Annotated in this window: 2 protein-coding genes; both read left to right on the top strand. The window is 48.5% G+C overall.

The features are described from left to right. Positions 1–237 (top strand): dihydrodipicolinate synthase family protein (locus tag R7040_RS25945; protein WP_411978207.1); only part of this gene is annotated, 237 nt, incomplete at its 5' end. A 72-nt stretch (positions 238–309) separates the two neighbouring features. After that, positions 310–777, top strand: a 468-nt coding sequence (locus R7040_RS25940; protein ID WP_318097498.1) for an ABC transporter ATP-binding protein, incomplete at its 3' end; no start/stop codon positions are given.

Genomic DNA, 777 nt, shown 5'->3' with positions numbered 1-777 from the left:
CAAGGCCGTTATGCAGAAGCGTTAGAAATTTACCGTTGGTTCTTACCGCTGCTGCGCCTCGACACCATTCCTACGCTGGTTCAGTGCATTAAGCTTGCTGAACAAGTGTGTGGCCGTGGTTCAGAGCAAGTTCGTGCACCGCGCCAACTGCTTAAAGGTGAGGAGCGTCAACAAGTGATCCAGATGGTGGAGCACGCGCTTGCTACCCGCTTAGACCTATCAAAATACAATCTGTAATTGAGCTAGTGAGTAGGGCGCTTTGTGGCGCTCTACTTATTTTCGCTATACAAAAATGAACGGAGGGATGTCATGAGCACAGCAAACAAGGATTATGTGAGCTTTCAACATGTTAAGAAAACCTACGACGGTGCAAACTTGGTGGTTAAAGACTTCAACTTAGACATCGCACCCGGAGAGTTTGTCACCATGTTGGGGCCTTCTGGATCAGGCAAAACAACGTGTCTGATGATGCTGGCGGGTTTCGAAACGGCAACAGGCGGAGAGATTTACATTGATGGCGTTCCAGTAAATAATCTCGCGCCACATAAACGCGACATCGGAATGGTATTTCAAAACTACGCGCTGTTTCCTCACATGACGATTGCGGAGAATCTCGCTTTTCCTCTAAAAGTGCGCAAGCTCGATAATCAAACCATTCTAAATAAAGTACAGAGCGCACTGGACATGGTCGAGTTGGGGCACGTTGCCAGTCGTTATCCAAAGCAGTTATCTGGCGGGCAGCAACAACGTGTCGCGTTGGCGAGAGCGCTTGTATTT

This window comes from Vibrio sp. 1069 (assembly GCF_033340555.1).
Note: the sequence above shows the minus strand (reverse complement) of the source record. Positions and strands in the feature narration are given on the sequence as shown.